The sequence below is a fragment of the Pseudomonas graminis genome (assembly GCF_900111735.1).
GTDB lineage: Bacteria > Pseudomonadota > Gammaproteobacteria > Pseudomonadales > Pseudomonadaceae > Aquipseudomonas > Aquipseudomonas graminis.
This window is the reverse complement of sequence record NZ_FOHW01000046.1, coordinates 20,958-28,996: the sequence shown is the minus strand read 5'-3', so window position 1 is coordinate 28,996 and position 8,039 is coordinate 20,958. Positions and strand designations below refer to the sequence as shown.

General features: G+C 53.0%; 3 protein-coding genes and 1 pseudogene. All 4 read right to left on the bottom strand.

Annotated elements, in window-relative coordinates; translation table 11 throughout:
• Positions 1-100: 100 nt before the first annotated feature.
• A complete protein-coding gene (locus BMY98_RS28215) occupies positions 101-805 on the bottom strand; it encodes a methyl-accepting chemotaxis protein (protein ID WP_425438904.1) in 705 nt (234 codons plus the stop codon).
• 204 nt (positions 806-1,009) lie between these two features.
• Positions 1,010-1,099: pseudogene (locus BMY98_RS28210) on the bottom strand (HAMP domain-containing protein); the annotation flags it as partial.
• 1,137 nt (positions 1,100-2,236) lie between these two features.
• Positions 2,237-3,166: a S66 peptidase family protein gene (locus BMY98_RS23645; RefSeq protein WP_074892799.1), complete on the bottom strand. Its 930-nt coding sequence runs from the start codon at positions 3,164-3,166 to the stop codon at positions 2,237-2,239.
• Positions 3,167-3,646: 480 nt separating this feature from the next.
• A complete protein-coding gene (locus BMY98_RS23640; protein ID WP_175514210.1) occupies positions 3,647-7,129 on the bottom strand; it encodes an SIR2 family NAD-dependent protein deacylase in 3,483 nt (1,160 codons plus the stop codon).
• Between the last annotated feature and the right edge of the window lie 910 nt (positions 7,130-8,039).

Genomic DNA, 8,039 nt, shown 5'->3' with positions numbered 1-8,039 from the left:
GCGATCTGCCTGCTGCATCAATGTCGGCTGACTCACCGCAATCGCGGGCAAGCGCGCTCCTACAGTTTTGCCTAGGATCATTTGTCTACCAAGCCTGAAGTTACAGTTTGAAATGCCCCACCATGCCTTTCAATTCCAACCCCAGCGACGCCAGTTCGATGCTTGACGCCGCGTTGCCCTGCATCGCCAATGCGGAGTGATCGGCGCTGGCGCGGATGCTGGTGACGCTACGGTTGATCTCTTCCGCCACCGAACTCTGTTCTTCCGCCGCAGCGGCAATCTGCTGGTTCATCTGCTGAATCATCGACACCGCAGCGGCAATGCTGCCCAGCGCGCTTTCGGTTTGCAGCGCATCGCTCACCGCCAGTTTGACCAGCTCGCCGCTGCTCTGAATCTGCGCCACTGACGCCTGGGCACCGCTTTGCAGCCGGGTGACCAGCCGCTCGATTTCTTCCGTGGACTGTTGGGTGCGTTTGGCAAGCGCGCGGACTTCATCGGCCACCACCGCAAAGCCTCTGCCCTGCTCCCCCGCCCGGGCTGCTTCGATGGCCGCGTTCAGTGCCAGCAGGTTGGTTTGCTCGGCGACGCTTTTGATCACGCCGAGCACTGTGCCGATGTTCTGGATCTCCGCGCTGAGGTTCTCGATCGAATCGCTGGCGGAACGGGACGACGAGGCCAACTGTTCGATCCGTTGCATGCTCTGGCGCACCACGGCCTGGCCCGAGTCGACCTTGGTGTCGGCGGTCTGTGCCGCAAGCGCCGCTTCTTCCGCATTGCGTGCGACGTCATGAACAGTGGCGGTCATCTCGTTCATCGCCGTCGCCACCTGCTCGGTTTCTTCCTTCTGGCTGCTGACTTCGAGATTGGTCTGCTCGGTCACCGCCGACAGGGAATGGGCGGACGTCGCCAACTGCTCGATGCCCGCCTGCAGGCCGCTGACGATGGTGCTCAAGCCCGCGCCCATTTGCTGCATCGCTTGCATCAACTGGCCGATTTCGTCCTTGCGGGTGACATTCACGTTGCGACTCAGGTCGCCGGCCGCAATCCGCTGGGCCGTGGCAATCACGCTGCGCAACGGCGCGACGATCAAGCGCGTCATCACCAGCGCTGCGATCAGCCCGACCAACAGCGCCAGCACGGAAGAGCCGATGATCATCATCGAGTTGGCCTGCAACTCGCTCTGCATCGACTGGCCTTCGGCGTCGTAGGCCTGATTGACCTGCTGCACCACAGCTTTGGCGTTGCTCGCCAGTTGCTGCGAGACCTTCGCCTCCGACTCCAGCAGCCCGGTGTATTCGTTGAGCTTGTCGCTGAAGTTGCTGATATGCCCGCCGACCTCGGTCAGCACCGTGAGGTAACCGGCGTCCTTGATCACGCTCTTGAGTTGCTCGGCCAGTTCCTGGGCCTGCACCGCCTGCTCGATCTTGCCGGTCTTGACCTCCTCGCCCGAGCCCGTCTTGCGGCTCTTGTCGAGGCGCACCCGGGCCTCGTCCATGGCTTGCATCATGAGTTTCGAAACCTGGCTGACCTGACCGGCCTGCTCGATAAACTCCGCGCCTTGCTGGCCTTGGGAATCCTTCAGCGTGTAGGCGCCATCATCGGCCAGTCCGGCCTGCAACACGTCGAGGTTATTGGCGACGCTGGACACCGACCAACTGGCCATTTCCAACGCCAGGTCCTTGCTCTGACTGATGCTGACGAACTCGTCAAACGACGCACGATAGGCCGCCAGCGCCTGCTGCACCTGGCCCATCACCTGCTCGTTGATCGGCGCGCCCGCCTTGAGCTGCTCCGCCTGGGCGTTCAGGCCGTCGAGCCCGGCGTGAACCTGATCGACCACCTTCGGATCGCCGTGCAAGGCGTAATCCTGCTCCAGCAGGCGCACGCGATTCACATCGCTGTTGAGTGCGGTCATCGCCTTCAGGCTGTCGAAATGCGCGCTGATCGAGCGCAGCGACCAGACCCCGATGGCCGCGACCAGCGCGGTCAACAGCAGCACCAGCACGAACCCGATGCCCAGCTTCTTGGCCATCCCCAGATTGGCGAAACGCGTCTTCACGGCCGAAATCATCAGTTTCCGCTCCACAGCTTGAGGGCGCACATGGCAAGGCCATCCGCGCACGGCCATTCAATATCCGTGAAGATTCGCAATGCCCACGGGGCAAAACAAGGTGTTGACGTCGGAATGATGGCAAATAGCTAGATCGAAGTCGCTTCCAGAACGGTCATCGTCGTACTAGCGCGTGGCCGGGGCCACCGTCAGCGTCCCCGCCTCGGTGTCCAGCACCGCGCGACTGCCCAACGCCACTGCCAGATTCCGGTCACCGTGGCCGATGGACAGACCGCCCAGGACCGGAATACCCAGCTCGCCCAGACGCTCCATCAAGACATCGGGCGGCCGGATCGGGTTATTGCCGTGACCCGGCTCGCTGAACTGTCCCAACGCGATGCCGCCGAGCCGTTGCAGAATCCCGCAATTGAGTAGATGAGTGATATTGCGGTCAACCCGATACGCCAGCTCGCCGACGTCTTCGAGCAACAAAATCGCGCCCTCCAGATCCGGCATGAACGGCGTGCCGATGCAGGTACTCAGCATGCTCAAGTTGCCGCCGAGCAACACGCCCTCCACCGTTCCAGACGTACGCACGGTGAAGGAGGGCTCTGCCGGGTCGGCGTGAATGATGGAAGGCTCGGTGCTCATCAATGCGTGCTTGAGCGTGCTGGCGAAGATGCCGCCCTTCTCCAACTGCGCGGCCACCGGCCCATGAACCGTGGCGAGGCCTGTGTGGGTCCAGAGTGCTGCGTGCAAGGCGGTGATGTCCGAGAAACCGACGACCAGTTTCGGGTCTCGCAGCACGGCGCCGTAATCGAGTTGCCCGAGGATGCGCTGCACACCGTAGCCGCCACGGTTGCACAGGACAGCGCGGATTTCGGGGTCGGCCAGGGCGTCGTTGAGGTCGGAAATGCGATCGGCGTCGGTGCCTGCCAGGAACCCGATGTTGTCCAAGGCGTGGGCGTAGACGCGTGGGCGTAAACCCCAGGAGGTGAGTTCCCGCACGGCTGCCTCGACCCGGGCTTCGGCGACTGGACCGGCTGGGGACACCAGCGCCACGGCGTCGCCAGCGCGAAGGACTTGAGGGTGGAGGGTTGGGCGGGAGGCAGGCATTTTTTGGGGCTCGGCGGGTGTTTGGTGATGGTGCAATGTAGAGCAGTGGCGGTGGGGAATCCAGCGGGTGGTGGTGATGTGGTGCGTTAGACACGCCGGAGACACTGTTGCGATTTGGTATGGTGGGGCAGTGGTAATTCTGATGAGTGGAAGCTGCCGCCGCGTGTAATCAAAATTCGCGGCATGCAGATTTAATGAGGGGAGATGCGCCGAGATGACTGCCATTCTTTACCACGCATTCGCCCGAATCACGGATAGTGGAAACAGTGGCAAAGGGAGGCTAACGGTGAGGCGCACCTGCTTCACGCTCATAAGTGAGCGGTAGCGTTCGGCCAAAAGCAAACCTTAATCAAGCCTGTTCCGGCCATAATCGACTAGCGTTTTAGTTGCTAAATCTTCTCACATATCCTTGAAGGCCGGAGTTCAGAGCGCCGGCCCATCGTCGCTCATGGTTAAGTTTTGTTTTTGTATTACATCGGGTTATATCAAATAACGACGCCCATGCCGCGCGCCTGCCCGCTCCAACACTCTTGAGAGATTTTTTCTGAGAGGGTCCTGTGCATCTATCGACAGAGGTAGCAACCTTTCAGTGATGAAGCTTTCAGTAGCTGCAGCCCCAAGCAAGTTGCTTCCTAGCCGGCGTTCACTTTTTTCACGAGACAGCTCAGCCAATAAAAATGAAATGGCCTCACTGCCAATTTCATCTGTCGTAACATCTAGCCTTTCCAGAACATAATCTAAAATTATGTGACGAAACTCTGACCCGCAGTTAAACTCTTCAACGAAAGATCTTCTGGCTTGGCCAATGGCGTGAGTACCAAATAAGTCCCCAAGTCTAAACAAAAACCAGCTTCCATCCTTGGTAGCAGACTCCTCTCTCATCCATTCCAGCCACCAAGTTATATCTCCTATATCCAAATCACCTAAATTCTTTAAAGAGACTGGAAATGAATTGCCTAAAATAGGATTAGCCAAATTGATATCGCGCGCCCTAAGTAGCTTAAGGAACAATAACTCACGACCCGCCCAATCTATATCAATATCTTCGAGAAGTTTAAGTGGCAGACACCGGCGCTCTTCAGCTGAAAGATCAGCTATCCTCGCGAGCTCAGAGAAAACTGGTTCCATGTCTTCCGGATCTACGCAGTGCAACAAAAGCGCAGTCAACAACCCACTTTTAGACAATGCATCTATTTTTACTTGATTCGCGATATCCGGTCGCGCCCGACATAATTGTTTCAATGCATCGCTCGCCCATGGGCTTGCTATAAATTCTTGCAAGCGAACTGCATGAGCGTACGTAAAGCCAGCGAAGACAACGTCATCATCCCGGTCAGAGACAGAAGCAATACGTGCTACAGGTTCGACAGCATACTTTACGCCGTTTAACAATAGGTCTCCTGCCACGGCTAAAGCCTCTTGCGTGGAATGCTCTCCGAGAATTTCGCATAAGAGTTTGGCCCTGTATTGACTAGCTGCCGTCTCACTGCTCACCGCAGGAAGCAGCGTAAGTATCGCGGGCAGCTCGATCTCTTGCAAAAGCATACTAATTGCAATACTGAACCCACTATAATGCTCGGAGTCCACATTTGAGTTCGAGTTTATCTGAGCTTGAATTTGATCAGCAAAACTGGCTATCGATACAACAGACTCCTCGGTCACAAACTGAGATAAACCATCAACAGCTCTCAGGCAAAAATTAAAATCATGCCTATTGAGGAAAAGTAGCTCAATGATTTCCTGCACCACCGCGGAGCCTTTTATTGAAGTTAGAAGGCTAGCAGCGATCCCGCCAAGCGAGTCCCCAAACTGAATAAATTTGCGAACAATATCCTCGTGAACCTCTGAAACCTGTAAACCATACTCAATGGCAGTCTCGATTCTTCCCAAAAGCTCGCCGTCGCGACTTCTAAGATCGTACAGGGCACTGAGCAACTCCGAAACAATTTCGTCACGTCCCGTCTCTATGTATTTAGAGGCATTTATTGCTAACGCCATATCACCTTTAACAACATCGCCTAGAAAGTTTTTCGATTGCGTGCTCGACAAGAAGCTTAGAGTTAGGAATAGCCCTTGATCCCACCGCCTCAGAGACAGCTTTTCTTTTAGTTGTCGCGGGTCAGAAGTATAGCGTCTGGCTAGTTCAGTAGCCGCCAAATATTCTGTGACAGACTGATGAATGAATCCAATTCTGCCGTTAATATATGGAATAAGAATGGATTCAGAGACAAGCCAATTTATTATATCCAAAGAGGTCACCTTGCAATCTTTGACCAACGCACTACTTAGCTCGCCTATTAAGCTCGTAACTTGGAAGGCCTCAGCCCCATTATCTAGTGCCGCGTACGCGGCATTAGAAAGAGCCTGCTCAATGTCCAGCTTGAAACCAAATCGCTTATCGAATGCTAGACTGACATTGTCAAACAAACATCTATAGAAGTCTTTAGGGTGTGAATCGTGGGCCAAATCAATGCTTCTGGAAATAATATACTGAAAATAAAAGGGCCTTTGTATCAACCGAAACATCTCTTTGCTAAATCTTCCCTCAAAACTGATACCCAGACGCGCAAGTTCCGCCGTGACAGCTTCTCCCTCAATGTAATCCAAACGAAAAGTTGGGAGCTCCAAACGAGACAACCCATCCGTGGTCCTTGATCCTATTACTAGAGAAGCCTCTCCTGTCCTCGCCACAAAATCCAAAAAATCAGGCTCATATGACCCGTTTTCTAAAAACTCTCGCGGCATCTCGTTGAACGAATCCACAAAGATTTTAACTTTGTAATATTTCATCAACTTATCAAGCGGCAGACTTTCCGGTAAAGACTGGTTCACAAGTCCGAACAAGTCACCACGATATAACTTTAAATCTACGATTATCGGCACAACTACCAGCTCTTTAATAAACTCTTGCGAAAGACAAATATTGTTTAATTGTTCGGCTAACTCGGCCGCCGCTCTGTGCAGAGCGTATGTTTTTCCTGCGCCTGGCAGGCCTATTAATAATAGCCGGTCGGGCCCTGCATCGAGCAGTTTCTCAACCAATCCATAGTTGAATCGTTGCACATTAAATCCTACCAATCTTTTCCTTCCCCCGTCAGGACTGACTCGGATTGGAAACTCAGGGAGTTGCTTAGGGTGCCTACATAAGACAGCAGCATGACGCGCTAACGCCAAAAGTACATCTGAAGATTCAGGATCAAACGATGATTTTTTTTGATCTTCAGGCCGCTCTAGTAGAGCGTCTAAAAGTGAAAGTAATGGAGTATGGTCTCTCGACTTATCAGGCTGTTCAATGGTGCTATAACCTATAAGGTGAATCCCATAATTACGCCTCCAGTAATCAACCTCCTGCTCCTGTATATCCGCCATTATTGCATAATGATCGCGAACACCACCTTTGTAAGTGTTCGCCAATAAATCCCGGACATACAGGAAATCCGGATCGCGTAGCCCGAACCCAAGATACAAAACAGGCCTACTTGCCAGTAGCATCTTCACCGACTCTAAAGCAGCTTGACTTTCGCCGTGCGGCAACAAACGCCTATATTGTTCCCTAGTTAAAATTATACTTTCACTATCGGCAGCATCGCCGTGTGGCTTAAATATAAAATCTACCGCCCTCGCATGCACAATTTCTGCCGTCTCGGTCAATTGTCGATTGGTAACAGGAGGGCGATAGAACCTATCTGGTTGCCATTCCCTGAGACTTTGCTCAATCAAGTCATCATAATTCGTAGTTAAAAAGCATCTCGGGCCCAACATAACAATCTTTCGGTGAATTTCATGTGGCCTAGCTTTTCCGTATCGACAGGCTGCACGTACAAACTCCCCGATCTGCTGTTTTGTAAGCTTGTCGAAGCCGTAGCTGGCCGCTTGCAGCAAGTCACCTCTCTTTGCTTCAGCCCGCACTAAATCTGCGTTACCTACTCCCTGCTCGACAAACTTTGCAAGTTCCTCTATCATCCCTGACCACGTTGGCAAACCGGACCACAGTGAGATTCCGGAACCTAAAAATATGATAGTATCTGACTGACTAAGTATTTGTTTTAACTTTATCATATCTTCAAACGCGCGCTCGTGGCACCGCCTTGCTCAAACTTTATTACATACAAAATCAGTAGTCGCTCATTGCTCAGCATTTACTAAGTCCTTTAATGTCTTATTAGTCTGTATGGTGTTAGTACTTTTCGGATTCCTGATCCGCTCAGACAGAACATCGAAAACCCGATAATCCTAGCTAAACCAGATGATTCCTTTCGAAAGTTATAGGATGCTGAATATTCATAGCTTCACGATTTTCTTCGATAACCATTTGCACTAGACCATCACAGCTTTTAAACGATATCGAGCGCCGCTTTTTGCCTGCAAAACAGCACATCCGTAATAGGTTGACAGCATAGATTACTGGCCCATAAAAAGTTGGTTAATCGGCTTTGTCGAGCCTGGTAGGCTATTACTGGCTCACGTCAGTTTTTTCTCGAAGTATGCTGTGTGCCGTAATAGTTTATGGGCTAGCGTCCCATTTGGCCGAAAGCTGACTGTCCGCAATCCACCTACTCAAAGCCGAGCCCTATGGCACGAGGTGTATCTCTGCTCAAGCCTTCAGCAGCACGTAAAAGTAAACCTGCGCGGAGCGAGAATTGCCTGCGACACCTCTAGCTGTCAACAACGAAAATCTTATCGGGTTTGCTTGTCAATCTGCCCTGGGTCGCGATTAACCTCAAACTGCCCGCCGCTCTTACGCAACCAACTGATTAACCCACTGGCATCAGCAAACCCAAGCTTAGTCTCCAGTAACGCCGCACGAGCGTTGGCGCGGAATTCGCCAGCCCTGCCAATGTGCCACAAATTCCTGATGCTCCACCAGCCCCAA